Here is a 25,463-nt window from a genome sequence, read left to right on the forward strand (position 1 = left end):
CATGGCCGACTAGGCCTCAGCTAACAAATACCAAGTTGAGAATCTACAAAGCTCAGGTCAGATTTGGACTTCTCCCATAAAGGAATAGTATTGAACTGTTGGGAAGTATCGTTGCGTTGACCTTCTAACCTATCCCACACCTTTTGGAATAAGTCGCAAGAGATGGATAAGCGATACTTAAGAAGCTTTAACCCCTCATTGACCAATGAGCAGTCTTCTTGCTCGATGCCAGATATTGCTGAGTCGAAGATCTTAAGTTCGTCTGATTTGCGCTGAATTGATTCCACCAGCCTTAGTTGACCCGCAGTGCTATTGCATTGAGCGAGCTTAATTTTGTCGCCATCCATTGACGACTGAATGCACTGTCGATGGAACTTCAAGAGCGACATAACACAGGTTGATTGGTTCATAAAGATTTCTCCATTTTGGGCTGAGTAAACCACCCTTGTTATTACTTAAAATCAATTCAATGGGCGCCGTTTCTTTATCCGTCGCACAAGTTATACAAACAAAACTAACCGTCAGCTTTGATCGCGCAAGAGTGTTTACACATGCATTTAACCTAAGGGTAAACAAAAAGAGGCCAATAAGTGGCCTCTTTTTGTTTGTGAGTGTAGATTTGTTTGTGAGTATAGATGGAGCTAGTTCATCACAAATTCATCGTTAGATATTTTGATCGCTTCAAGTTTATTTAGAAGGTCCGAGAACTCATCTTTATTACCTACCGATGTTTGTGCAATACATTCAGAAATCAATGCGCTCTTGTATGCTGATGACAGAGACTGCAGCTTGCGGATTTCGTATAAACCTTCCTGACTATTCACAGGCAGCCTTGCTAAGGCAGATAATGAAGATGTCATGATTGAAAAGTACCGTTCGGTTGCGTCTGCCAGTGTATCTTTGCGAACTTCGCTAAGGCTGCCGCTTAATCTCAAATTCCAGTACATCTTTAGTAGTTGTTCAGATTCCTTTACAAGGGGAGTTTTATCTAACCCATTGAGTTGCGCATTGAGCTGTGCCATTTGAGAATTGTGTAGTGCCTTAAAGTATAAATTACCATAGGCCTGAGCGTTTTTCTTCATCAAAGCAAGTGACAGCAGGGTGAACACAAGCAAGGATATTACTGAGGCACTAATGAAAAAAGCGCCGTCATCGACAAAAAGAGACAAAGTTACCAGCGAAACTGCACTACAGCCCAGAATCACGTTTACGGGTTCAAGCGCAGCGTTTAACAATGTGGTTTTGATTAGGTTGCTCTTTGAATATTTCATTTGACACCTTATTAGATGATGAAAGCGCGAATAATTGATGGCAAGTTTGCCAAGAATAAAACCGAAAGGAGGCTGAATAAAAGCATTACTACGTTCGGGTTCATTATTGCGGAGAAAATCATCATCATAATCATCATAAACATCATCACTTTTATAACTGTGCTTTCTGCAAAATCAATTATCGTGTGTGCCAGCTTACAGCTTAAGCCCGATTGACCTGAGGCGTGTTCACACTGAAGCTCGGCATTCTGATTTTCAACATCTGAAGATTCCTTATCCAAGTTGATCGGGATTGGTATCTCACTTTGATTAAGCTTCAAATAGTTTGATGCTAGCTCACGCATAATCGCGTCATTAATGCGGGTTGTTGGGTTTGGAATACCAGCTTCAAGTAATGTGTCGATCAAGCCAAGGTTCGTCTCAGGGGAAGAACCAATGCCCCAGTAATAACTGGCTGAATGAAGGATGTTTGTTTTGGATTTATTGAGGGCGTTAATAACAAACTCTCTTAGCAAGTCTGAATCTGCCAATGAGGGGAGGCTGGCAACAACAGTTGGGTCAGACTCATTGCCATCGTTAAGCACTGCAACAATTTTGAAAACATCTTCTGCAGCAACAACTGAAAGGCGGTTAATTACAATCGAGTATGAATTTTCATTTCCACTAACAGTGGTTGAGCAAGAGAGAATTGCATTATGGTCATCCTTGAGAGCAACCTTAAGGCTTCCAGGACAAAATGAAGGTTCAGCACTAACATTGAGAATTCTTGGAGGAGCAAACAGCACAGACTTGGCAGTTAAATAAACTACGGCTGCTGCAGTAAAAATACTCATGAAAATACAAATATTCTTTGCAATTTTCAGTTTGGAAGTACTGACTGGGTACTCGCTGAAAAGTAACGGTTCCGTCGTGCATGATTTGTTCAATTTTAAAAGCCGCCGTTATTGAAATTTAGAATGAATCCTATATTAAAACGCATTATTTTGAAAGCGTGGTCTTAATATAACGCAGTCAACAGAGACTGTTGACTACGTACATTTCTAGCCGACTATTTAGAACGGGGCGGGGGTAGTCACAGAATGTAACTGCAATACACTCCCAACCTAAGCCGTTAATCCTTGCTTATCGGCTTGCCGAATAACCTCTCAAGAATGCCATCAACCCATTTAAATGAAAGGATGTATTGCAATCGGTCTACCCAGCCGTCAGGAATGAATGGACGCTCTGCGTTTGAGCCATTAGCTTTGTTATTCTTAATGACATGCTTTTCAAGTGCCTCATCGAAGTAACTAGGATCTCGTAACAATCGGTAAATAAGGGAATTAGCGTAGCTGGTATCACCTTCAAGCTCTAGGTTATGCTCTTCCGCGTAGTATTTTGCTACCGCAGCTGACCGAGAACGACCAGAATCACAGTGAATCTTGATATGGCGAATTTCAGGGTTGTTGTGGATCTCTTTAAACATCAGTTTAATTCTTAGCCCGTGTACCTTTCGGGCGCATCCGTCGTAGTAATCCCAAAACTCTGCGCCATGGTCTTCTATCTGCTCGATTGAATAAGCTGCATCATCAAACCCTATGTGGTCGTAATACCCCCAACCTGTACTGGGAACTAGCTTAGGTGCGCCTTCACCTGCGTCATGTATGGAAATTAGAGCTGTGTCGGATGACGGAGTGAGCTTCTTAGCATCCCTTATTGGCATAAACGCCACAGTTTCGATCATATCAATACGCCTATTATTGAAAGTGTGGGCGTAATAATACACTCATAATGAGGTGGTTTCAAAACGGCTGCTTAGAATTTTAAGCAGCCTTGGTTGCGAGAACTAGATATGTGCTGTGACCGTCTGAACTTGAGCGCCTGCAGTGTCAAATTGCCTGAGAACTAATGACATGCCTATATCTGCTAACTCCAGCTGACCCAGTTCGACAGGCAAGATAATGGCGCAACGTGCTGTAGATTTGCTAGGGAAAAATGAAAGGTCTGCAACATCTTGGATTTTCTTCGGGAAACGGATCACCGCTTCTGTGCTGTGATTGACGTTAATCAGCGTTATGCATTTACTGGATAGCTCTATCGTTATCCCTTTATGTGTGGCGACCCAATAGTCGCCAGTTAGTGAAAATTCAATCATAGCTACACTCTGACAGGCATAATAATAGCGCGAGAAAATTTGTTATTAATAGGTACGATGCTGCATGGGCTGTTAGCATTGTTAAACAGTAATTCTACTTCTTCTGTATGCATGTGGCTTAGAGCATCAAGAAGGTATTTTGGGTTAACTCCAAATTCGTACGTAATCGGGTCGCCGCTTAGCTTCCCTGTCACTACATCTTCACCCAATCCGTCTTCTTCATCGGTGATGATGGTTTGAAACTTCATTTGTTCATTTTCATACGTCAACTTGATTTTTGGGAACCTTTCGCCTGAAACCATCACGAGAAGTCGTTTGAGAGACTCAATAAATTCAATGCGGTTAGTAAGAATTTTGCTAGCGCAGGTTGTAGGCATAAGCTTCATAACATCAGGGTATTTTGAATCTACTAAAGCCGTTCGGTAAACAAGACCGCCCCAGTTAAACTCAGCACGAGAGTCTGTAAAAGCTACTTCAATGGTGTCATGACTTTCTGACAGTCGAGAGAACACTTGAACAGCATTTATTGGTAGCAGGATTTGCATATCTGTTGCTGACCCGTCAATTGGGTGTTTGTTTGCTGACAAGCGGTGCCCATCACTTGCGATTGCATACAGCATATTATTCTTAACCTGTAGATAAACCGAGTTTAAGTACATGCGAGAATCGTTTTTTCCAGCAGCATATGCAGCATCGTTAAGCAGCCCCAATAAGTTGATTGCAGGAACGGTAAAGCGAGTAGCTGTATCGTCCAAAATGTCAACTTTAGGGAAGTTGCTAGGGTCGATGGTTTTTAGTTGAAGTCGAGAGCGGCCAGAAGAAAGAACCGCTCGGTCTTTATCCTTGAGCATTTTAAGTTTGACTGGCAGACCTTTAGGGAGAGTGCGAACCACTTGGAATAGTTTGCTAGCATCCACACATATATGACCCTCACCATGAGCTTGCACAGAATCAGTTAGACATAGGCGAGTGAATGACTGTACGCCATTGCTGCCTGTGATTGACAGTGTTCGACCATTATTTTCGATAGAAACGAAGTCAAATGAGTTGATACCTGTTTGACGACTATCTGCGTTGTTACAAGCGTGTCCAATGAAATCTAGTAATGCTTGACAATTCTCAGCGATAAGTTCCATGTGTTTGCCTCCACAGCAAAAATTTCTGTTTGGGTTGGTAGCCCGTTTGGTAGTTCTATATTCGCCTACATTCCAAATCCCGCAACCCTAAAGTAAGAACATTTTTTAAATTATTAAATTTCAGCCTTTTGAGATTTTGGCCTTACGGTGTGAGGTTAGTTGTTGATATTTATTGGTGGAATGATTTTCTGCTCGAGGGTTGCATTGTATAATTGCGAGTTCAAAAATTAGCGTTAAGTATTTGTTGGGATTATGGAAGTTAATAGTAGTTTAGAACGTCAGTTTGAAGATTTTGTTGTGGGTAAAATGAATGACGGTGTGCAACTGGCGAATGTCAAAGTAAGTGAACTACATGCAACCGTTGAAGGAAGTGATTACTCCGAATGCGCTGAATGGCTTGATGCATATAAAGCAAGGTTTGGTGCCTTTGTTGTTGCTGAACAGCCAGAATGGTTCAAGGTTTTCATAGATAGTTTAACCAACTCTGTAGGTTCGATGTGGCCTCGTATATTTGAAAATATTCAAATTGAAGTAGAGAAGGTTAGGATCGAAGAGGAGGGGGCGAAAGATAACCTACAATCACAACTCGCGGATGCATTATTAATAGTTGGCAAATATGAACAGCAGATTCAAAGCTTACTTCAACAGTTGAGTGATTCAGAGAGACAAGGTCAATCCAAGGAAATAACCTTTAAAGAATCGTTAGATTTACTTAATAAAACTAATGAAAAAGCAATGACAGATTTAAAAGTTGCTCATGAACATACAATGAAGTTGTTGAGCGCCAAGGCTATTAATCTTCAAAACTCCCTAACTCAGTCAAAGGTAGAAATTAATGGCCTTATTGGAGAGATAACAACATTGAGAACTGAGTGTGGTATAGCCACCAATAGTTCTAATGAACTACAAAAAAAATTCGCGAATTCATGCAGTCAGGTCACAGAACTTGAAGCCCGAGTAGTTGAACTTACTGCCTCACAGTCTCCTGATGCCAAGAAGTTAGAAAAGTTTATGGCAAAAGTGTCTGAACAGAAAGGGGAAATAAAGGACTTAAACAAGCGAATTATCTGTCATGAGAATCGAAATGAATTACTTGTACGGCAAAACGCACAGCAAGCTGAGCAACTTCAGAAGTCAATGGATCGCCTATTTGCTGCATCAGAGGCCCAGTTTAAGGCTGAGTCTGAGTCTGAGATACTACGTGGTCAATTATCTGCGTTAAGCCAGTAGAAGGCGCCTGAGAGCCCTGAGGGTGCATTTTCTCGTGATGGATCTACAGGTTAGGCAAAAGCGATCAACAAGATCAAATAAATTACTTACATTTTGAACCATTCATACCCTGCGTTCCTGGCGGGGTTTTCCTTTTAAAAAATAAAAAAACTTGTCCCTTCTGCTATGGCCATGTGGGCAGCTTGTCTGTCCACCATGACCATAGCTTTGCGGTGTGGGTATGTGGGTAACTTAGGCGAAGCGGAGTTATCCACATATCCATACCTACTTATTATAAGATCCTTTTAATATATTCTTTTTTAAGATCCTTATTAAGATCGCTTTAGCCCAGTTGCACAAAGGCTCTCAGAGATCTAATCGTGACAGTTTGAAGGGATTTCGTGACAGGATGAAGGGAAATTTGGTTGAACAAGTGACGATTTGAAGAGTAATTCGTGACAGATTGAAGGGATATTTACTCGGTTATCCACATCAGATTTGGCAATCTACTTCGCTTCTAATTTATTAGGAAATTGAGTCAGCGAAACTGGATTCAAATCTGAACAAATTGACCTGCTTCGACTTGTCATAATTGTTTAAGTAACTGCTATGCATGCTTTCGAGTTCAAAGAATTGCGTATAGTTCTTGATATTAGGTCGCGATCGCTTAAAATCGTGACCGCCTGTTTTGTGGCGTCACGCTTTGGGTAATAGAATTAATGTCATTAGTGGAAGTAGATAACAGTAAGGTTTACCTACGTCAGTCCAATGCACTGACGACGGCAGCGTACACTTTGTCCCGTAATGAAAAGCGCCTTGTTTATCTAGCTCTAGACAAGATCCTAAATAATAATGTGAAAGAAGAACGGGGGCGATTTGATGTAGTAATCCAGCATTCTGAATATGCTTCATACTTTGACGAAAAGCATAAAAACGTCAGCCGCGACATATCGAAGGCTTCCGCAGCTCTCAACAAGCGAGAGATTGTATTCTACGTGCCAAGTGAGGACGGTGATGACGGAGAGAAGGCGCTTGATGGCCTTAGTTGGACAACTAAACGTAGTGTCAGGCCAAAGCGCGGTACCACACTTTTAAGCTTTAACGCTGAATTGGTTGATTTGATTCGGGCAGATAAGAAATACACTGGCTATTTCCTTCATAATGCGGCGAAATTGAATAATCCTTATTCAATGCGATTATATGAGTCATTAAGGCAATGGGTAACTTTAAAACGCAGGAATAACGAAAGGGCTGGTGGCGATCGGTCAAAGGAACAGTGCGTTAATTTTGGCATTAATTGGCTAATAGAACGATACGAACTACCTGCTTCCTATTGCCGTATGAGTGATTTTCGGCGGCGGTTTCTAATCCCTGCTGTTGAGGAGATCAGTAACAAAACTGATTTGGCGGTAACCTATACCGAAAATTCATCGAAAGATGGCCGTAAAAATTCTGTTGTTTCGATAACCTTTAAATGGATGGAGAAATCTGAACCCAAGGAAGAGCGTGGCCTTGATTGTGAGGATTATGTTGATCTATCAAAGCCTCCAGTTAAAGAACAACATGAAGAAGATGTGTTTGTTGAAATGGGACTCGTTTACCTTGACACGTTTAATGAAGAGAGCGCGGCCCCGTCTATGGAGTGGGCGTTGGACTTTATGATCAGCTATCAGCGAGTTAGGGGCGAATCTCCTTCAGACATTTTAAAGCAATCACTATTAAGCCGTGTGTCTCTCCACTCTTAAAGCTAAGTTCGCAGGAATTATGGCCTGTAAGTTAAGATGTAAAATACACAAAATTGATCTAAACCGTGGCAAAAAAGTGGTGAAGTTAATTAGTGAAAGCATTGTTTCCCGTGGCATGTAGCCCCAGGTTGGCCGAACTCGGAAACGATGGATTAACGTAGAGGGTTGAAATTTAGCCCTAGCAAGCGTATAAATTATCTGCTGGTTCCTGCCGAATAGGCAGCTGAAAATAATCTCAATGAGATCACTCAGAAAAAAGTTGTTTACCTGCCGAATAGGCAGTTTGCGAAATGAGAAAGCGGAACTCCTACAGGGGTTCCGCTTTTTTGTTGCTTGGCCGTAGGTTGGTTGAACTCGGAAACGATGGATTTAGGCTAAAAGTCTTTCAATATGTTGCTTATCGATATTTAGCGCGGTATATATCCTTAGTGCGGCATTGAGTTTCTTATATTTTTAGTCGAGGTATGGGATGGGGATTGGTTCGGATTTGGAAGTTGAAAACGCAGAGCAAGAAGCTCGCGATGCAGATATTAATTCAGTTGCAAAAGAAGCCGCTAAATTAGTCGCACTAAACGATGAGCCTCGTGGGTCGGCTATTAAGCAAGCAATAGAGATTAAGCATCGAGAAAAAGAAGCTTTAAGTAACCGTGAATATGATGAGGATGAGGAAGGGGTCATCAGCTTTTGGGATTCATCGCTGAATGGTTCTACTATTCCGAAGGACAAGGAAGCGCAAGTAAAAGCAATTGCATCTGAACTGAGAGCAAAGGTTGATCAACAGTTTTAAAGCCCTTTAACTATAAAACGCCCTTCGGGGCGTTTTTGCTTTCCGTGAAAGCCTGCTCTGGTGCTGTGTTACACTGGTTAGGCAGTGAATTAATCGCATTGTCTGCATATTCCAACAAACAAGGGAAATACAGACAATGAGCCGCGCTGACGCACTAACCCCCGCACAAATTCAACGAGTCCTGAAAACCTGCCAACTCATGCCGCACTGCCAAGGTAAACGCTGTGCTGTTGTGCTTTCTCATGCCGCTTTGCGCGTTACCGAAATGGCACTACTCAAAACTGAGCATATTCTGTTTGCTAATGGCAAAATTCGGGATGAAGTCAACCTGCCAGCAAACATCTGCAAATTTTTGAAGCCCCGTACAATCTGGCTTACCAATAAAACATCGAGAACCATTATCCAAGAATGGATTGAGTATCGCTTAGTAAAAAAGTGGGGCGTATCTGGCTGTGCTGATTACCAAGGGCTACTCCCTACATCGCGCTTTCTCTACACGGTTCGCGGTGCTCCATATTCGCTACAACCTAAGCCGCGAATACTCGACTCGGGCGAGATACGGGAATATTGGGCTTGTGACTCGCTAGAACAGGCTATGCGCGAGATTTATAAGAAATGTGGTCTACCATCAGCCTCGTCACACACTGGACGTAAGTCGTTGTGTACAAATGCTGTTTTAAGCGGCGTGCCAATTGAGAATGTGGCGCGAATACTTGGACACGCCAGCGCCGAAACGACTATTGATTATGTTGTGATCCAGCAATCCAGAATCAAGCAAATGTGCTCAATCGAATGGATCTAAATTGCTATATGTGATGGAATTCCAGCTAGTGTTGGTTAACGGTTTACGAAGACATTACCCGAGTTTAACTAGAAAAGTTCAACTTAACTGGTTTACCCATTGTAAACCATGACCATATTTGATAAGGTTTACCTATAGTAAACGGAGTGTAAATGCACGTAATATCAAGAAAGCCTTTTGCTGATGCAATTAAGAAGTTTCCAAACGATGCCTCAGCGATTGAAAGCACATACAACGTGCTAAAACGTGGTGACTTTAAAACCCCACAAGAGCTTAGGGCGGTTTTTGGTTCATTGGACAATTTTAAGTACAAGGATAAGTGGTGGATTATCGACATCGGCGGCAATAACTTAAGAATGCTGGCGTTTATCGAGTTCGTACACAATCGGATTTATGTAAAGCATATCGTTTCCCACAGTGAGTACGATGCGCTTTGTAAGAAGTATAGAAAATAGGAGGCTCCAATGTTAGCTGTAGCCGAATTAACAAAACTGGCGGGTAACATTATGTCGAATGTGCCTTTGCTGGCTGGCATTAGCAACGCAGCAGAACATCAGCAAGCACTTGAACTGATGGAAGAACTGTTAGATGACTATGACGCGAATCTCGTGGTTATTGAAGCCCTGAGCAACGTTATAGCGCGTTATGAGGATGAATCACTTCGGTTCGATATGTTCAACAGTAGACAGGCTGAACTTGATCCAGCAGTTGCCACGTTAAAAGTGCTGATGGATCAGAACGGACTGAATACCACAGACTTTGAAGCTGAAATCGGCAAAAAAAGTATGGTGTCGCAGGTATTGGCTGGAAAAAAGAACCTGACCAAAGAACACATTTCTAAGCTGGCTCAGCGCTTCGGCGTAAATCCAGCGGTATTTTTTTAACTCGGAAAATCGGACACGGCCACAATCACAAAATGTTGTGGTTCCTACCGCTCATAAAACACAAAATATGGTGGCTATTGTGGGTATTATTTCTCAGTTTATATATGTTGGTGATATCACCAGCCAAGAACGTAACCAAGAATTTGGCTATAAAGTGACTGCTGAAGATTCATTAAAGGGACTCGCAAGGCTCAATATCGAGTGCTTGAAGCCAAATAGTGATGACATTGAGAACTCTCAAGGTGTTGATCTGACAGCGACTGAATGCAGAGCAATTGCTAACATGCTTATTAACTGCGCATTGCTCATTGAAAATGAAAATGAATAGCGGAAATTCAGAATTGAATATTGATGATGAACGATTAAGGTTTGATAAGCATGTTTTCTGGCGTAATGCCTTGCAAACTGCATTAATCGGGTTTCTAGCCATGGTTGGACTTGCGTTGTTCTTAACTGACGGACAAATGAGCTTGGGCGATCTCTTTCACCCAATTATTTTAGTTCCACCTATTTTGTTAGCACCGATCATCGGCGCTATACGAGCGCTAAAATAGCACCATAAATAACAACGGAATCTAGGCATGACCTTGAAATTAACCCTAAGTCAGCAAATTGCACTAATTTGGTCGCTTACATCTCCTGTTATTTTGGCTACTGTGATCGACAAATCCGCGAGAATAGATGTTGGGTCTGTCATTGCATGGGGGGTTGTTATCGTAGTATCAATGATCCTTTTGACGCCTGAATTATTGCGCTGGTCGATGTTTAAACGATGGTTCGGTTGGACTGATGCGTTATCGGAACGGCAACTGCAAGCTATTTCAGGGCGTGATTTGCGAAGTTACTATCAAGCTGCAAGGGATGATGGTTATGCATTACGTGTTAGGCCCTATGTGCTGCGTATAATTAGCACTGTATTTGGGTTAATGATACTGACCTCCATACTTCCTTCGGTTCCTGAGTTGCCTATAATTGACGCCTTTGCAGTATTTTCCCTATGGTATCCAGCAGGTGTACTGCTGCTGATTATAGTGTCACTCCCTATTGGTCGGAATAAGTAACTTAACAGTAACGGAAAGTCCAAATGCTAGAGAAGTTATTCAATGCAAAATACTCAATTCTTTTAACTGTACTGTCGATACTGGCTGGCTACTTCTTAGTTAGGTTTCGCTCAGAGTTTGATGGTCTTGCGTTTCCAATTCAATTTTTTTTAATTGTAGCGGAATTGACGTTAGGGCTTCTACTCGTTGTCTTGCACATGAAAACTACTAGAACCAATTAACACAGTCAATTAACGGAAATTTAAGAGTAATTCGTATGGGATATATAGGTACATTTGGTACTGCTACAACAGCGCCAGAACATCATTGTAATACGTTTGGCACTCCATCTTGGTCAGGTAAGCATGAAGATGATTTTACCTCTGTCCTTGAACAAGAATTACGTGAATTTATCAAACGTGAGGCTAAACGATATGGAAATAATGATCGTGTCCAAAATATTGTTGGTGAAAATCAGAACTTCTTCAATGAGCATTTTCTCAGTGGTTGGCCCCATGCGCTTTGGCTTGAGTATTATCAGCTAGGAATGGAAGAGAGAGCATCACTTAATATGCCAAGTTTCGATGAAGTTTGGCCTTCTATGCCAATATAGATAATTAAAGAGCGGATACTAATTAGAACGAGTGGAAAAATATATGTCTTACTATTCAGCTAAAGGTTATGAGGGACGAAAAATTTCGGAAATTTCAGGCAAGAAAATGTGGGTTGCCTTTGATAATCCAAATGTTGATAGTGCCGAGCCTACATTAGTCTTAGCGGCAACAAAACAAGTCCCATCTAATGCAGATGATTGGATTTTGGCAACTCAAACATGCGGTGGTTTTGGGTGCTACCAAACCGACGCGGCAATTATGTTGTTATCAATCAAACCTGAAATGATGAATATCATCCACTGTATAATAAACGAAGATTGGTATCCTGATAGTTTGAACTATGAGGGTTTTTGTTTGCCGGAAAGTAGGAACTACTAAGAATGGGCATTGAACAGTACAGAAAGGAAATGGCCGAGGCCGAAACCCACAAGCCAAGAGCTATGTCTGCTCTGGCGCTTATTGATATGGCGTTAGAACATGGTTCTAGCTCCGCTAAAACTGCGGCGCTGATCATCTTAAGCCTTGAAGCAGATCAATGGTTTAAATTTAGTGCTATTGAGCTAGTGAATCTCGATGGTACTAATCGCGCTCACGCGAATAACGTTTTGCTTGGTGTTGAAGGTGGCGATTTTCAACCGTCTGTGTGGTTGGCGCGGATTGGTGTTGATGTGAAAGACAAGATCACGACTTTGCTTGATAAGTGGTCTTCGCTTCGGGTGAACCAATAGAGCGGAAAATTTGTGAAAAGCAAACCTACATTAGTTGTATTTGACCCTAAAGGTGACACTGAATTGTTCAAGCTTTGCATGAGTAAGCTTGGGAAGAACGTAGTTTCTTGTATGTCAGAACGACTTCCCTTTGACCAGGGGCGAGAAGCTTATCTCACACATAAAACGCCGGATGAAAACCCCTACGGGAGTGATGATTTGGGGTGTGAAGAGTGGCTTAACGGCTGGTCGCACGAAGAGGAAATCGACTCAGAACAAGCGTGGGATTGGGCTGAAAACAGATTTAAATCATAGGGCGGAAATTCGGTAACGGCCACAAGCACTATATGTAGTAGCCGCTTGGGATCCGAAATACACAACATATAGGGGTATTAGCATTATACATTACCTTAGACAAGGTATAACACTAAGCCCCCTAATTCATTCTATTTATCGTAAATTGATTTGAGTTGAGGTATTTCAATCATGAAGTCTGCATTACCTTCAGTGACGTTTGAAGCTGGATAAACCGGCAGGAAGAGTTTTCCACCCTGTTCGTCCAAATCAAACTGGATGTTCTTCGTTTCCCCGGGAGCAATAGTATGACCTTCAATAATCACAGAATACGGTGCATCTTTACGTAGAGTAACAGTTGCATCTTGCATGCCTGTTGCGAGGTTCCCAGAGTCAGTGCGTAGTTCCGATGAGGTGACCAGCGCAACAGGCAGGTCATTTCTGAATAGGAGTTTAGCGTTAACAGACAGCGTTTTTAAGCCCACGAGTTTTACCCAATTATCAGGTGTATATTTGAAATTGACTTTTGCTTTGCCGATGTTATCAAACTCATCTTTAACCCTTACCGTGAGTGTGTACACCTCATTATCCAGCAGAGCTGGGAAAATCCGCGGTTGCTCTAGTTTCCAACTTTCTTCGCTTACTTTACTGAAGGCTAAGAATACTGAGTCACTTGCGGGACCACCAGTCAGCTGAGCATCTAAAAGCTTCATGGCGGAGATATCCTTTGCTGTGACAGTAAGCCCAGAAATTCCTTGGATTATGTCACCAATCGGCTTGTCCTTGTATGACAATGTTATGCTTGGGGGGGTTGAGTCATTAGAGAACGATATTACCGCCGCCTGAGCTAAGTTCTTATGGTTCTCTTCTACGATGGCAATAACGTCGTATTGACCTTCTGGCACGGGGGTTAAATCAAACTCAAACTTGAAGTTTTCTGCATTTTCTTCCCACTTGGTTCGGGTGGCGGGTAAGCGAACTCCATTAGACTCTAAGTACGCATCTGTTATCCGAATCGCATCGAAGTAATACCCCCGATTTGGCTGGTGGGCAAACACTGTCACTTTCTTGGTAGTCGGATCCCATTCAGTTTTGGTGATAGAGGGAATTTGTGACCCATTCCAGTGTACGCTTGCCCAGCCTGGAAGGCTGTATAAGCTACCATCCATGTTGTTGAAATTAGCGACATCATGCAAATTTCCAAAGGTTCCTTCTTTCAACTCTTTGGGTGGATTATAAGAGATTGTGCATTCCGATTCTCCTGCTGGGATAATGCAACTACCCATGTGACTGAATACCTGATCATAAGGACGAACCTCAGCGATACCTTTGGATGCGAGGACTTTTAATGGAAGTTCATTAACATTAACTTGACGCGCCCAGCTACTCCAACCAATGTCTGAATATTGGTATAGGTATCCATTACGAACGGGTGCTATAGGCGCCCCGGCAGCCAGTTTCAAGTTGTATTGAATACCGTCAGTCATCCATGCTCGGCGATCAGTAAACCTAACGTAGTTTCCGTCCGTAAAACCGTACGGGCGTGAGTAAATTGCATATACGTAATTAGAGTCGACCTCCTTGAGGATTGATGATGCCCCGATTGCTTCAATGCCGCCATTAGAGAAATCGACATAATCTGATCTAGGAATTCGGTACATGATATTGATCGGGTTCGTTTTTACTTCCATACCAGCCACGTATGGAACATACCCTCTCTGCCCACCCATTACAGAGGTTGAATCTGGGTCATATACTGCGAACAACTCTTCGCTACCACCTACTGAATCGAAGTAAGTCTGTTGAGTTTTGGAGTACCCTTTATTTCCCGCTTTGTCGACAACTTCAAACTGGAGACCGAAAATTCTTGTGGCGTTATCACCAAGTGGAAACCAACTGCTACCATGGCCAATATGCGCTTGCTTCGCTTGGGCGTCGAATATTGCTTTAGCGTGTTTGTGTACTTGTGAGCCCTCGCTAATAATCGCGTTTACATGGTCAATGCCAGAGTTATCGTCGGCAACGTTAGAAGCGTAGTATTTGTTCAAGTTATAGTAGCCTGTATACCACGTGTCTGGCGGCAGATTGTATCCGTCCAAACCTCCATAACTATTAGCTTCGGGGTCGCCTATAGTAGGAGGAGTTGTATCTACTATCAGCGGGTAGTTATCGGTCTGAACAACATTCCCTGACAGGTCTAATATTTCGGCAACAATCTCAAAAGTACCATCTCTTAGTTTGGCAAAAGTAAAAGTCTTTCCATAGTAGTCGCGGCCTAACGCTGAGATCCGGTCATTAACGCCAATAACTTCACTGGTGAATGTTTGAGTAGTAATGCCCGAACCGGTATTCATTTTGACAACTAAACGTCGATCAAGGCCCCCTGAAACTTGCAAAGTAATATCCGAAGTGGGGTTGATGTATTTCTTTGAAACTGGGTGTTCAGCACTGACATTATTAACGTCGGTGAACTTGACTGACAGGACCTCTGAATGTGCATAAGGGGCACCAATTGAGGCGGCCATCAAAGTAACGGCAGTTTTGATTATCTTCGTCATAGGGGGAATTCCTCTTAAGCGTATGTCTCGATACTAAAGAGGTTTTCCCTGCTGCGTGGTAATTAATTGGGGTTATTTGAGGGTAGATAATAGCCTAGCACTAGATGGATATGGTCTGATAAGGAACTCGCGCTTTGTTCCTGTGAAGCTTAACGAACTAAATAATTAAGCACATTTAAAGACCGATTGTCACTTTCAAGTGGAATTCGGGGTTTGTGCGCTAGGCGCTAAGGACTAAATGCGCCCTCTTTTGGGCAGTCTCAGTAACGTGGAACCGTTTCTACGGGTATACCCAGGCCAATCATCGTTATCCAATGAATCTTTAAGGTTTGCGATGTGACGATGGAAGTTGTTTTGAGCTATATCCCAATCTTCATCACACAACTCGAACACTTCACAAATATCAGCCTCTAGATATTCACAGGTGACAAAGGGAAACACTTTTTCAGGGCAGGGGATCCCTGCCAGTCGACCTACATAGGTGTACATGTAAGCTTGTAAATCATAGCCTAGGTCGCCAAACTGATAAGAGGCCATGATTGGGTTTGCACTACGAGACGTTTTGACGTCAGCAGGTACGCCATTTCGGTTTAGCCAGTCGAATCTAACTTTCAACATCAACCCCGTTTCTGGACATAGAGCAATAACTGACAACTCAGCAAATCCATCTTGGAGGATCTCGTTTGCCCATTCGTGTTCACGTATAGTCTTGCATACACGGTGTGCGTCATCCCAGACAATAGGGTCAATAGGGATTTTAAGCAGTAGTGGTTTAACCTCCTCATGCTTAAGGGTATCAATCAGGTTTGGCCTGCCAGAAGATGAGTCAATCACATCAATTGCCTTCAATAGGGCTTTTTTACCTGCATTTGCGATGATGTGGTTTTTCTGGATAACATCGAAAATTTTAACCGTTGGATCTGCTTGAGTGATGCGTTCGGCTAGTGCCGATTTAGTTCCCGATAAAGGCAAACCTAGCTCTTTACACTTATCTTTCAGTTCCTCAGTTGTGTGAAGGCAGTCTTGGTGCTCGGATGCGTTCAATAAACGGAAATATCTGTTATAGAAGCCCTCAGGTTCAAGTACTAGTTCGTGACCATATGTTCCTGCATCAAAGGTACGTTCAGTTGACTTAGCTAGACGTTTGCGATCTATTTTGTCGATATAGGCACGTTTGTAATGTGCTGGAGACTTGGCAAATTTCTTAAGCTTACTTGAACTTATAGCGGGAAGAGAGTGATAAACCTCGTTCTCTAAACCAGAATATATACCACAAATAAGGTTGCTGTTTGCATCAATGAAATTCGGCTTACCGTTTGTGTCATATGCAGGAGTTATTCTAAATGGAAGGTTCTCGTTTACTTTCGCAATTTCAATATCATGATCAGTAAAAAATAGGCCGCCCGTAGAAGTCGGGGCAGGAAGACTTGACTCTTGCTTCAAGTACTCCTCCACAGCTTGAAAGTGCTCAGGTGTAAACACGTCATCACTTAAAAATAAACCTGAACCTATCATCTTAACCTCACTCGTTTTTGAAATTCACTAAACTCAAAATCTATTAAACTTCGAATATTGGAACCCGCAATAGTAAATTTGAAGTGCAATTTGAATCAGGTTGGTGTGACAAGTTCTGGTGATTATTGCGGACAAATTACTGTGTTACTCAATAACAGATGTACAGAGCTTTGATTGAACTCTAAGTCTTGGATACAGGAAAAATTCGGAAACTGACAGGATTAAAGTGAAAATCGATTTAATCATAGAACCCTATTCGGCTCATAATGGCAAATCATGTTCAATTCTGTCTGTTGAACAATAACGCTGATGCAAAACGATTTCAGTGGCAGGTTACGACTTCGGTAGGTAGGTGATTGAAACTATGTAGTTAATTGCATCTTAGTTATTCCCTCAAATTGTCGTGAATTGATAATTTAATGAATAGGCGAGGCTACCCTCGCCACGGCTGCATTACTAACCTTTTTTACTAAGCCAAACCGTTACGTCGTCATAGTTCCAAAATTCCAAGTTAACACCCAAAGCTGTAAGATCTTTTTCGTTCAACTCATGGGAAGCGATTAGAGTGTTTTCTAATGATGCAGATAATCTTTCTGCAAAATCATATACCTCATCACCCTCCCACTGCCCAACCTGATAGTTATTTACGAACAAGCACGCCTTACCATCAAACAAACGTACAATGTCGATTTGATGATGGTTAGGATCCTTAAGCGATAAAGTTACCCCTTCACTGGTAATCTCAGGGCTAAGTACTTCATAAAGCCCATACTCTTTGAGCCACTCAATTACATGTTGATCAGATTCTGAATCATCGAACATGTCGATTCCGCCTGTAGAGAATAAATACAGAAATTGGATTTGGACATCGGCCGGGATTTCACTATAGCTTTCAAATTTTGCTTGTAGTAATTGCGAAAACGCATTTTGGTTCATTTGCTGCCCTTAACTTTCTCTGATTTAGATATTTCAATCCTTAACGATGTTTCATTTCCCGCAATAGGGATTTAAAAAGTAGTGGTATGCAAATTCTTGTTGTTTCGTGACTAGGGGAGGGGGGCAAATTGATTGTTTGATGGACCACACAATCTGGCCCTATAGTGGTGCACATTAACTGATGCTAGCTGGTGGTCATGGTCTTGAAGTTACGAAAATTAAAAGAGTGCATAAGCGCCCTTTGTTTATTTCATAATGGCTTTTGCTTTATGATAGCCAGCAGGCACTGATATGACCTTAGCCCTATAAAACCAAGTATACCGATGCAAAGTAAGCCGAAGAGGTATTTTAGGTTATTGGAAAGCTGCATGAAAAGCCCAGGATTTTCGACGATAATTTGATGTTCAGGTAGGAAAAGACCTAGTTGAAAATCAATATAAATGGCTAGATACAATAGCAGAAAGTTTGCAACGAAGAAGCTGATGCTGATTGCGGATGTTGTTCGAAGATGGTTGAAGTAGCATTTTTCAGCATCGCCTGATTTATAAGCAAAGAAATGCCCAGCAATCATAGTCACAACGAATGGAACCAAAACCCAGAACTTCAGCAGGTTCAGAAGCAGCCCTGTAACTACAATACTCAAGTACAACATTGCTGCTATGCATCGATAATTCTTCAATGTTACTCCTCACTCTTCTAGCCGAAATGAAGCTAATCCTTTGGACACTTCCCAGTTCGAAGGTTTGCCCATGGCCTGAAAATTTAAATTGTTAAGTCTCAACAACCCGCAATACTCTGGCAACAAAATACATTTAGTTACTTCCATTGCCCACCCTGAAAGCAATACTGCTTGCGATATATGCCCTGTACATGATCACACCATTATACTTAATAAATGTTAAATGTAACGCAAAGTATTGAATGCGTAGGTGTGGTGTTGCTATCTCTATTTGAGGAGGGTTTCATCCCTTGTAATTGTGGTGCTTGGGAAACCTGAAGATAAAGGTGACACAGTACCGTATCCTCACTGTCCGCTAACAGCCTATGACAAATCATAAGGAGCATTACCTTACATTCAATGACCAAGGTCATGTTCGATATTCATCTAGAATCAATAGCTTGATTGAATACTTGTGATATCGAATTGAACTCGCCCCGAACGTATTCCCATACCTTCTCTAATTGCTTTTTGAGAGTGTTTTGTAAGTAGTCTGGTAGCTTCATTTCCAAAATCGCTTTAGCTATTATAAGAGCTAGTTGAGATGACATTTCCTGGATTAAAACCCCATGAAGCAGGTCTCCTCCGAGCTGAGGAGAACCGCCTAAATCAGTCCGAGCACCTTTTGCTCTACTTGGATCTGGATGGTCAAACCATACCGACCTGTTTGCTGTCTTGAACCAAAGATAGCCACTTTTGTCTACGAAGATTTTTTCTAGCATGATGAATTACCCTGTAATTGACTTCGCTCGAACTTGGCGCCACATCAGGTGAGTAGCGTCCTTTACTTCAGCCACTTCGACCGAACCTTAATTAGGGTCTACCAGTTGTTGATGGACACCTAAATTACGAATGATGAATACCCCCGAAACCGGGACGGTCTATACCCTATACATCAAGTTATTCCCCAACATCTTTTTTAAACTGAATTCGTTGGCCTGCGTCAAAGAAGAATTTGAGGCCTGCTGCTCGACAACGACGATTCAGTTCTAATGTTTGAAACTCGCTTTCTGCATACGATTGAATTTGGTCCACGAGACGCCCTGCCGAAAGGTGCGATAATTTTTCAGAAGCCTTCAATTCCTCTTCATTTATGCAAGGGATTTCGTCTAGCTTCCGAAGAATGCCATAGGCTTCATTGCGTTTGATTTTTCTTAACATTTCAAATTGCTCCGTAACTTATATGGACTCACGCTACAAACTAGTAGCAGCATCCTAGAGGTGACCGCACGCCAAGCCATTAATAGGTTCAACCAACTTTCTGGGCGATGGTGTAAAGGTCATAAAAAATTATGAAGAAAAGCGACATGAAGCGCTTTATCAACCATTCAACTATGCTGACAACACCATGCCAGACCAGAATGTGGCATCAGGCACTTTTGGAATGGTTGATGCAACCGTTTGAACTGGCATTATCTGGTTCGCGGTCGGCTGGTTGTATCGAATATCACTGACAGGGGTATATCGATCACGATTGCTAAACTGCTTTGCGCTTACAAGCTCTTGAGCTTTAACCTCAGCAGATTCATACCGCTCAAATTCAGCCACATCTTTTGGCTTAGTGTTACTACCGATACGCCCAAATCTACGAGTTACACAGAACTTGCCGCCCCTTGCGTAGATCATAATTTCGTAAAACTTATTTTTGTTTGATGCAGGGTTTCTGTGCTCCAAACGCCACTCGTGTAACAGTTTATCTGACATATAACTTTCCCTTACCAGATGATATTTACTCTAAATAGAGTCTCATTTAGGACTAATCGCACAAGACCCAATTTGAGAGTTTTTATTGAACTTCATTGATGATGAAATAAGACTGCGGTGAACACTACTGGTGAAGAAGGAGCAAGCATCACGCTAATTTTGCGTTGTTTTAAGGCCTGCAAAGGAAGCTCGGCGAGCAAGTTGTAAGTCAGCATATTTAGACCACCTTGAACGCCTGAGTAACGAATTTAGTTAACACGGATGCGCTTTTCGCGAGGGAGTACCGCTCTCCGCGGATAAAGCTAATGTATTGGTCTCTTGCTGTTATGAGCATTTTGATGATGTCTAGTGGCGTAGACTGGCAAGATAAGCAGACTTCAATGTCAGTTGAGTTTTTTGCTCTGTGAAGTGTGAATGAAACGCTCTCAGGCAGCTTTAGCTTTGTATGGCCTATGAACGATTCCTTGGTGTACAAGTCAGCTACTAACGAATCAACAATACGTGATTTTAACGAGCAATCCACCTTTGCCCATTTGTTCACATTGATGCCAGGTATGAACGTTGTTATGAAGTCCAATTGTGGATGCGTACTGTTTGCAGGGACAAGTCTTTGAGGATCTGTTTCGCCAACATCCACCATTGCTTGCCATGCTCTCCCAATGTAGTCATAACTATCAAAATCATCACTAAGTGGACATTTAGTGACTTCAACTATAACCGGAAGTAGGTAGAGATTCTTTTTATGGTCAGTGCGACTAAATATAGCAAGTGCTTTCATAATTCTTTCTTGTATGGTTGTTTTACACCAAATCTCTCACAGCGAATTGAATGCGCAAGACCTGCTTTTGAAGTTCAGTAAAACTTTTCAGGCAACTTAGTGTGACTAAGTGCCATTTTGAAAAGTGCTTTACATGACTTTTGAGGAGTCGGGCGGAACTCATTGTTGTGGTGCAGCAGATCAATGATGAAGACTAGAAAACGCCCTGTGGAGTCATAGTGGACTTGTGTGCAGACCTTTCTTTACGAAAAGGACTCTCTTGGCCAGAGATAGCTTGGTGTGCTTTACAAGTATATGTTGTTCAAAACCTTATGATTCAGTCATTGCTGGGATTGAAGTTCCTTATGAAAATCAGAGCCAGCGCTCAGCTAGCTCTTATAAGTAGAAACTCTTTGCTGTCTATATCTTGAAAAATGCCGCAGTACATTTTGACTTTTCATAGAAAAAAAACTTCTGAATTACAAATGGCTCAGTGACACCGAGGCAGGCCATCACTCCAGTGCTGACATCAAGCATAGCAAGATTTCCATTTGGGTCTTTCCATTTGTCAGTTTCACCGGATGATATACAGGTAAACCCTTTGTAAGTGAGCAACTCACGCATACGGGTGACTGCGGCGCTTGACTGTGAGTACTCTAAAAATAAACGCCAAGCTTGTTGCCAGGTATGCACATCTAACTCTGAGCTTTGGACATACAAGGAAAACGCATTGTGGATGCGCTCGCTGACATCATAATTGCAGCAGTCCAGCTGAGAAAAGATGACTTCATCATGAGAAATTGAGCAGATTGTACCAGCTGACAATGCTCTAACTTGATGGTGTAGTGGGATATATTTCATATAACTCTCTAAAAATTCGGTTTTTATTGAACAGCTCTATCATGGCTGCATTGCCTTTGGGCCCCGGAACAGCTCTCTACCTGAACCATCGCAAGCACCGCAATAGGGCGAACCATGGCTGTCATATTTGCCGGCCCCTGCACATGAGGAGCAGGGGCGTTGGCGCCACCCGAAAACAAATCGGAAGTAGTATTCGGACCTTCTGGCTTTGCGTTGATGGAAAGATGACATATTGCTTCCTCCTTAAGGTTCTTATGTAAATCTAAATAGATAGAGTCAGCCGCATAACCAATAAGAAAAGCAGTGTTACTGGGCTAAATGCCACAAAGATTTTCATTTTTATTATCTACCCGCACAGAGTAACTAATGCCTTTGATTGCATATTTCACATTAGCTCTCTTAACAATAATCAATTGCGAATTCTCCAAACTTTGAATTCAGATCTATTACATCACCTGCTATTAATCGCGCAATGCCGCAGCAGCTATTGCGCGTTCTAATTGTGGTGTTTTAATTGCTTAAATATTTTGTTAATGAGGGAAAACTATGAAATTGTTTCACTACACATTAGGAATAAAACTTGAAAGCATCTTTGCAAGTGGTGTTATTCGGACGAGCCCTATTAAGCCGAAGTTCCCAGAGAAGCCGATTGCTTGGTTGTCAAAGAATCCGGTCTTTGAAAATTCAGCTTTGAAAGTTGGAATAATGCCAGGATCTGGTGACTCTCGGATTATGACATTAGAAGAAATGGAAATGCACGGACAAGGCCTTTACCGTTTAGTGTTTGATTCTGAGGTTGTGGAGGTAGAAGTGTTGCCATGGTCTTTGCTTCGCCCACGTTGTAAGGCAAAACCAAAGATAATTAAGCGTCTTCTGGACAGAGCTAAGAGTGCGAGTAGCAATCCAGAAGAATGGTTCGGCACTGTAGACCAAGAGTTACCTGTAGCTACAGCGACTCTTGAAGTGGCAAGTATTCAACCAGATGGCAAGTTACAATGGCGACCTGTACATAGGCCAGGATTTATAGATTCAAGCCGAGTTTTGGAAGTAACTGTTGAGCAGGCTAAGGAGATTGGGTTTCGGGTCAATTGTACAGATGAAACATGGGCTCAAATCAAAGATTAAACTCCAAAATATGCCATGCGAGTTCGAAAATGTCTGAGTTGTGGAAGGGCTGGGTGAATTCATAGGATCGTTGGAATAATTTGAGCTGCCATCCTTTGGCGGCTCAAAGTTTTATCGAGTGGGTTCAATCCAGACTGAAATTGCTCTTTTGTTTCCAGCTTCTAGATCCAAACATAACTCATCCCCCTGCAAAAATACTTTACTTGGCTCATCTACACGGAAACTCTTACCCATAAAGTTGATATCTAACGCTAAATGACAACCTCCAGACGTGTCAGCAATGATGTCATAGCGCGGCCAGTCAGACTGTTCATTGCTCCGTATAATATCAAGTCTTACGCCGTCAATTTGTAGCGTGTGTTTGGGCTTGGGAGGTATACTATTAGGCAAGTATTCAGCGGAAGCAAACATCAGCCTAACTGATACATTGTTGCCGCATGGGATTAGTATTTGAGTTGAAATTGGGAAGTTTAGTTTATTCATACTTAAGATTGTCTGCTTACGCCCTTTCGAGAGGCGAGAGTGTAATTCACAATGCTCAAGATTACTACAGATTGACCTTTTAGTTCCCTTTATGAATGTATTACGTTAAATTTTGAACTAGATGAAAGAAGGTGCCATGGTCGAAAATTCATGTGTTTATGTAGTCGCAGGAACTGCCACCCAAAATAGAGGCGCAAAGGCGCTACCTGCAAGGGATTTGTATAGCTCTCCATTATTTAAATCACATAAAGATCACTTGATTAAAAATAAGGCGAACTGGTTAATACTCTCTGATATGCACGGACTAGTATGGCCAGACGCTATGTTGGCGCCATACGATCCAGATCTGATGGGGGACGCCGAAAAGGCACACCGCTTAGAGAGAGCTTTGCAAAAGAATGTAGTTGCGAACACTTTGATAATGTCATTTTGTCTTCAACAACCCGCGGGACTCTCACAATTCGAGTGGCGGGAGAATATTCTCAAAACCACAACTTTTGTACTCGTTGGGGAATCAGAAACTTTCAGTATCGCGATGACCGAGCTATCTCTTTGTGGATCAGTGGTTAAGCAGCCGTATGCAGGAATGTCCTCTTCAAAACAGCGGCAGATGCTTTATTCGATGCAAGGTGGGGTAATTCAGACTTGCTTGCGGGATTGATAATGTGTTGTTTAATCAGTTATATCGGCAACTTAAGCAAACTTTTATCGATGATGTGGATTTCAGTAAAAATCAGGAGCGCCGAGATACTCTTGAAGAAGTGATCAAGGCAAAAAGTCTGCGCTAAATAATGGATGGTAGTAAGTCAATGTTCTTAATAAAAAATTTTGGAAAAAACATACAGTGCGGTAGTGGGCCTGAGCTGGTTGCTAAGCTTGCCGAGTTATATTCAGGAATGTCAGTTTCCATTCAATTCAAATTGCGTAGTGGCATGAAGCATATTGAGTATGTAGATGTTTCCAACGCCGGCGCAATTTCATATACATACGAAAAAGATAAGCCTTTCGACATGGGTAAACTTGAAAAAATTGCTACTGCGTAACAAAGAGCCTGCCTGAGGCCAACAATCCATACTCAAATCCATATCCACAAAATTCTGATTTGGGTGAAGCATACAAAAGAAGACAACGAGGAATCTATAGAGTGGCAGTACTGACGGTTAAAGAGCGCCAGGAGCTATTGGCTCAGTCAACATATGGAAGTGGCAGAAATGGTATAGCTAGCAGTCGATGCACTGGGTTTAGTCGAGTTACGGTCGGAAATGAAGGTCTTGGTCAGAAGGCTGGTGGGTCGGTATCTCTAAAACAGTTTAGGTCGGAGTTGAGGTTGAACAATGAACCAATAAATCCTCACCGAAAAGAAATCCTGCGCATGGAGAGAAATCCTGTTCTTATCGATAAAGACCGAGAGCACTATGAGCAAACACTCTTTTTTGCAGAAGTATTTGACAATTATCCCCAGTATTACAATTTGACCGCAGCGACTCCGAATGGGGGGTTTCGCAAAAAGGGTGAACGCTGGAGGTTGTGCGCGGAGGGGCAGAAAGCTGGTTGGCCTGACACTCAGTTTATGATGCCTCGACATGGTTACAACGGGCTGTTTATTGAGTTCAAGAAACCGTTCGAGTGCTATCGCTGTATTAGTGATGCTCGCAGAGCAACAAAACCGCACCAAATAAACACGCTACGGATGCTTGTTGCTCAGGATTACGCGGGATTTGTGGCCTTTGGCGCTAAAGAGGGAATGCGGATATTTGAAGCTTACTTACAAGGGAGGTCAACACTCGAGGGCTTAAAACTTTTCTTCCCAAATGAAACGCTCAATAATCCATTTGATGGGGAACTTTGCACAATTGATTCATTTGCAACACTTGAAGCCCAGACAGATTAATATTCTGGAACAATCTAGCTTATGCCGAACCCCAAAGAGTAAGATTCATTTCATACCTTTTGCTGATTATTTTTATTAAATAACATTTCTATAAAATCAATATTTGGCAAAGACCAAACAGCTTTGATTTAAACTCAAAAGGAAAGCCCTCATATGAGGGCTAACGGTCATAGTATTGTTCACCGATAACTATGACCTGACTTAAGATTATCATAAATGTATGATAAGTTAATAGAGTGCGCGAATTTTTATTTGCGACAATTTTGACCGATATTTTGAATTTTTAAACTCA

The 25,463-nt window shown here is 42.1% G+C and carries 34 protein-coding genes; 18 read left to right on the forward strand and 16 right to left on the reverse strand.

Annotated features, from left to right (window positions below):
* Positions 1-20 precede the first annotated feature (20 nt).
* From N5E87_RS21715 to dnaN, 6 genes are all read right to left on the reverse strand, one after another.
* The gene (locus tag N5E87_RS21715) at positions 21-410 is read right to left on the reverse strand and encodes a hypothetical protein (RefSeq protein ID WP_279775914.1); all 390 of its coding nucleotides are present in this window, start codon (positions 408-410) and stop codon (positions 21-23) included.
* Between the two features lie 231 nt (positions 411-641).
* A complete protein-coding gene (locus N5E87_RS21720) occupies positions 642-1,271 on the reverse strand; it encodes a hypothetical protein (protein ID WP_279775915.1) in 630 nt (209 codons plus the stop codon).
* 11 nt (positions 1,272-1,282) lie between these two features.
* On the reverse strand, positions 1,283-2,104 hold the full coding sequence (locus tag N5E87_RS21725; protein WP_279775916.1) for a hypothetical protein: 822 nt from the start codon (positions 2,102-2,104) through the stop codon (positions 1,283-1,285).
* Positions 2,105-2,382: 278 nt separating this feature from the next.
* Positions 2,383-2,994: a hypothetical protein gene (locus N5E87_RS21730; RefSeq protein ID WP_279775917.1), complete on the reverse strand. Its 612-nt coding sequence runs from the start codon at positions 2,992-2,994 to the stop codon at positions 2,383-2,385.
* A 102-nt stretch (positions 2,995-3,096) separates the two neighbouring features.
* Positions 3,097-3,405 carry a hypothetical protein gene (locus N5E87_RS21735; protein WP_279775918.1) on the reverse strand — a complete coding sequence of 103 codons (309 nt, stop codon included), beginning with the start codon at positions 3,403-3,405 and terminating at the stop codon, positions 3,097-3,099.
* A gap of 2 nt (positions 3,406-3,407) precedes the next feature.
* On the reverse strand, positions 3,408-4,541 hold the full coding sequence (dnaN, locus tag N5E87_RS21740) for a DNA polymerase III subunit beta (RefSeq protein WP_279775919.1): 1,134 nt from the start codon (positions 4,539-4,541) through the stop codon (positions 3,408-3,410).
* 252 nt (positions 4,542-4,793) lie between these two features.
* On the opposite strand from dnaN, the gene N5E87_RS21745 reads away from it, so the two are divergent.
* The 13 genes from N5E87_RS21745 to N5E87_RS21805 all read left to right on the forward strand — a co-directional run bounded on the left by N5E87_RS21745 (position 4,794) and on the right by N5E87_RS21805 (position 12,644).
* On the forward strand, positions 4,794-5,771 hold the full coding sequence (locus N5E87_RS21745; RefSeq protein WP_279775920.1) for a hypothetical protein: 978 nt from the start codon (positions 4,794-4,796) through the stop codon (positions 5,769-5,771).
* 698 nt (positions 5,772-6,469) lie between these two features.
* Complete coding sequence (locus N5E87_RS21750; protein WP_279775921.1) at positions 6,470-7,495, forward strand: RepB family plasmid replication initiator protein; 1,026 nt, start codon at positions 6,470-6,472, stop codon at positions 7,493-7,495.
* A gap of 469 nt (positions 7,496-7,964) precedes the next feature.
* A complete protein-coding gene (locus N5E87_RS21755) occupies positions 7,965-8,282 on the forward strand; it encodes a hypothetical protein (protein WP_279775923.1) in 318 nt (105 codons plus the stop codon).
* Positions 8,283-8,418: 136 nt separating this feature from the next.
* Complete coding sequence (locus N5E87_RS21760) at positions 8,419-9,084, forward strand: site-specific integrase (RefSeq protein ID WP_259474370.1); 666 nt, start codon at positions 8,419-8,421, stop codon at positions 9,082-9,084.
* Between the two features lie 152 nt (positions 9,085-9,236).
* The gene (locus N5E87_RS21765) at positions 9,237-9,539 is read left to right on the forward strand and encodes a type II toxin-antitoxin system HigB family toxin (RefSeq protein ID WP_259474369.1); all 303 of its coding nucleotides are present in this window, start codon (positions 9,237-9,239) and stop codon (positions 9,537-9,539) included.
* A gap of 9 nt (positions 9,540-9,548) precedes the next feature.
* On the forward strand, positions 9,549-9,968 hold the full coding sequence (locus N5E87_RS21770) for a helix-turn-helix domain-containing protein (RefSeq protein WP_259474368.1): 420 nt from the start codon (positions 9,549-9,551) through the stop codon (positions 9,966-9,968).
* Between the two features lie 79 nt (positions 9,969-10,047).
* A complete protein-coding gene (locus N5E87_RS21775; RefSeq protein ID WP_139122718.1) occupies positions 10,048-10,296 on the forward strand; it encodes a hypothetical protein in 249 nt (82 codons plus the stop codon).
* Positions 10,289-10,522: a hypothetical protein gene (locus N5E87_RS21780; RefSeq protein ID WP_259474367.1), complete on the forward strand. Its 234-nt coding sequence runs from the start codon at positions 10,289-10,291 to the stop codon at positions 10,520-10,522. Before N5E87_RS21775 ends, N5E87_RS21780 begins: the two co-directional genes overlap by 8 nt.
* Positions 10,523-10,549: 27 nt before the next feature.
* Positions 10,550-11,029, forward strand: a complete 480-nt coding sequence (locus N5E87_RS21785) for a transposase (RefSeq protein ID WP_259474366.1) — start codon at positions 10,550-10,552, stop codon at positions 11,027-11,029.
* 256 nt (positions 11,030-11,285) lie between these two features.
* Positions 11,286-11,621 (forward strand): hypothetical protein, encoded by a 336-nt coding sequence (locus tag N5E87_RS21790; protein WP_279775925.1) that lies wholly within the window; start codon positions 11,286-11,288, stop codon positions 11,619-11,621.
* A gap of 43 nt (positions 11,622-11,664) precedes the next feature.
* On the forward strand, positions 11,665-12,000 hold the full coding sequence (locus N5E87_RS21795; protein ID WP_279775926.1) for a hypothetical protein: 336 nt from the start codon (positions 11,665-11,667) through the stop codon (positions 11,998-12,000).
* Between the two features lie 2 nt (positions 12,001-12,002).
* Positions 12,003-12,350: a hypothetical protein gene (locus N5E87_RS21800; protein WP_279775928.1), complete on the forward strand. Its 348-nt coding sequence runs from the start codon at positions 12,003-12,005 to the stop codon at positions 12,348-12,350.
* A 12-nt stretch (positions 12,351-12,362) separates the two neighbouring features.
* Complete coding sequence (locus tag N5E87_RS21805) at positions 12,363-12,644, forward strand: hypothetical protein (RefSeq protein ID WP_279775929.1); 282 nt, start codon at positions 12,363-12,365, stop codon at positions 12,642-12,644.
* A gap of 131 nt (positions 12,645-12,775) precedes the next feature.
* Here the strand turns inward: N5E87_RS21805 and N5E87_RS21810 are convergent, their stop codons facing one another.
* The 9 genes from N5E87_RS21810 to N5E87_RS21850 form a co-directional block, all read right to left on the reverse strand.
* Positions 12,776-15,181, reverse strand: coding sequence for an Ig-like domain-containing protein (locus N5E87_RS21810; protein WP_279775930.1), 2,406 nt, complete (start codon positions 15,179-15,181; stop codon positions 12,776-12,778).
* A gap of 234 nt (positions 15,182-15,415) precedes the next feature.
* Positions 15,416-16,696 carry a PD-(D/E)XK nuclease-like domain-containing protein gene (locus tag N5E87_RS21815; protein WP_279775931.1) on the reverse strand — a complete coding sequence of 427 codons (1,281 nt, stop codon included), beginning with the start codon at positions 16,694-16,696 and terminating at the stop codon, positions 15,416-15,418.
* Between the two features lie 456 nt (positions 16,697-17,152).
* Positions 17,153-17,632: a hypothetical protein gene (locus N5E87_RS21820; protein WP_279775932.1), complete on the reverse strand. Its 480-nt coding sequence runs from the start codon at positions 17,630-17,632 to the stop codon at positions 17,153-17,155.
* Positions 17,633-17,882: 250 nt separating this feature from the next.
* A complete protein-coding gene (locus N5E87_RS21825) occupies positions 17,883-18,311 on the reverse strand; it encodes a hypothetical protein (protein ID WP_279775933.1) in 429 nt (142 codons plus the stop codon).
* Between the two features lie 422 nt (positions 18,312-18,733).
* A complete protein-coding gene (locus tag N5E87_RS21830) occupies positions 18,734-19,072 on the reverse strand; it encodes a hypothetical protein (protein WP_279775934.1) in 339 nt (112 codons plus the stop codon).
* A gap of 178 nt (positions 19,073-19,250) precedes the next feature.
* Complete coding sequence (locus tag N5E87_RS21835) at positions 19,251-19,511, reverse strand: hypothetical protein (protein WP_279775935.1); 261 nt, start codon at positions 19,509-19,511, stop codon at positions 19,251-19,253.
* Between the two features lie 171 nt (positions 19,512-19,682).
* Entirely contained in the window at positions 19,683-20,054 is a 372-nt protein-coding gene (locus tag N5E87_RS21840; protein ID WP_279775936.1) for a WGR domain-containing protein, read from the reverse strand.
* 217 nt (positions 20,055-20,271) lie between these two features.
* Positions 20,272-20,832: a hypothetical protein gene (locus tag N5E87_RS21845; protein ID WP_279775937.1), complete on the reverse strand. Its 561-nt coding sequence runs from the start codon at positions 20,830-20,832 to the stop codon at positions 20,272-20,274.
* Between the two features lie 399 nt (positions 20,833-21,231).
* Positions 21,232-21,672: a hypothetical protein gene (locus tag N5E87_RS21850; protein WP_279775938.1), complete on the reverse strand. Its 441-nt coding sequence runs from the start codon at positions 21,670-21,672 to the stop codon at positions 21,232-21,234.
* 546 nt (positions 21,673-22,218) lie between these two features.
* Here N5E87_RS21850 and N5E87_RS21855 point away from each other — a divergent pair.
* The gene (locus N5E87_RS21855; protein WP_279775939.1) at positions 22,219-22,797 is read left to right on the forward strand and encodes a hypothetical protein; all 579 of its coding nucleotides are present in this window, start codon (positions 22,219-22,221) and stop codon (positions 22,795-22,797) included.
* A 111-nt stretch (positions 22,798-22,908) separates the two neighbouring features.
* Here the strand turns inward: N5E87_RS21855 and N5E87_RS21860 are convergent, their stop codons facing one another.
* Positions 22,909-23,280 (reverse strand): hypothetical protein, encoded by a 372-nt coding sequence (locus N5E87_RS21860; protein WP_279775940.1) that lies wholly within the window; start codon positions 23,278-23,280, stop codon positions 22,909-22,911.
* Between the two features lie 121 nt (positions 23,281-23,401).
* On the opposite strand from N5E87_RS21860, the gene N5E87_RS21865 reads away from it, so the two are divergent.
* The 4 genes from N5E87_RS21865 (at position 23,402) to N5E87_RS21880 (ending at position 25,171) form a co-directional block, all read left to right on the forward strand.
* A complete protein-coding gene (locus tag N5E87_RS21865; RefSeq protein ID WP_279775942.1) occupies positions 23,402-23,941 on the forward strand; it encodes a DUF6884 domain-containing protein in 540 nt (179 codons plus the stop codon).
* 4 nt (positions 23,942-23,945) lie between these two features.
* The gene (locus N5E87_RS21870) at positions 23,946-24,068 is read left to right on the forward strand and encodes a hypothetical protein (RefSeq protein ID WP_279775943.1); all 123 of its coding nucleotides are present in this window, start codon (positions 23,946-23,948) and stop codon (positions 24,066-24,068) included.
* Between the two features lie 21 nt (positions 24,069-24,089).
* Entirely contained in the window at positions 24,090-24,323 is a 234-nt protein-coding gene (locus tag N5E87_RS21875) for a hypothetical protein (protein WP_279775945.1), read from the forward strand.
* A gap of 284 nt (positions 24,324-24,607) precedes the next feature.
* Positions 24,608-25,171, forward strand: coding sequence for a hypothetical protein (locus N5E87_RS21880; protein ID WP_279775946.1), 564 nt, complete (start codon positions 24,608-24,610; stop codon positions 25,169-25,171).
* Positions 25,172-25,463: the final 292 nt, after the last annotated feature.

This window comes from Shewanella sp. GD03713, assembly GCF_029843705.1.
GTDB lineage: Bacteria > Pseudomonadota > Gammaproteobacteria > Enterobacterales > Shewanellaceae > Shewanella.